The 581-nt window shown below is 49.9% G+C and carries 1 protein-coding gene; it reads left to right on the top strand.

What is annotated here, in order from left to right; translation table 11 throughout:
• The coding region (locus ACTXGJ_RS12650; protein WP_443566162.1) for a DEAD/DEAH box helicase family protein at positions 1-581 on the top strand (581 nt) is incomplete at both ends.

Here is a 581-nt window from a genome sequence, read left to right as displayed (position 1 = left end):
GAGGGCGGTGCGGGTAATGACGTGCCAGCCGATAGCAGCCGCTATGCCACCGATTACCTATGGAATGAAGTATTAACGCCTGATAACTTGCTGGCCATCCTCGGCCACTTTATGCACTTGCAGATAGAGGAAGAAGAAGACGCAATCGGGCGCAAGTCTAAAAAGGAAACCATGATGTTTCCGCGCTATCATCAGTGGGATGTGGTGACCAAGTTAGTCGATGCGGCCATTACTGAGGGCGCGGGCCAAAAGTATCTCATTCAGCACAGTGCGGGTTCAGGCAAGTCTAACTCTATCGCATGGACAGCGCATCAGCTATCGACCTTATACAACAGTGACGGCGATAAGCAGTTTGACTCGGTCATTGTGATTACCGATCGCACCGTGCTTGATGACCAGCTTCAAGACACTATCTATCAGTTTGAACATGCCGATGGCGTAGTCGGCAAAATTAACCGCAAAGAAGGTGACGGCTCAAAGTCTGAGCAGCTCGCCGAAGCATTGGTCAACTCCCAGCCGATTATTATCGTCACTATTCAAACCTTTCCCTTTGTGCTCAAAGCCATTGAAGACTCTAGTGT

It is taken from the genome of Psychrobacter sp. 1Y11, assembly GCF_052259045.1.
Taxonomy (GTDB): Bacteria; Pseudomonadota; Gammaproteobacteria; order Pseudomonadales; family Moraxellaceae; genus Psychrobacter.
This window is presented reverse-complemented; position numbering and strand designations above follow the sequence as displayed.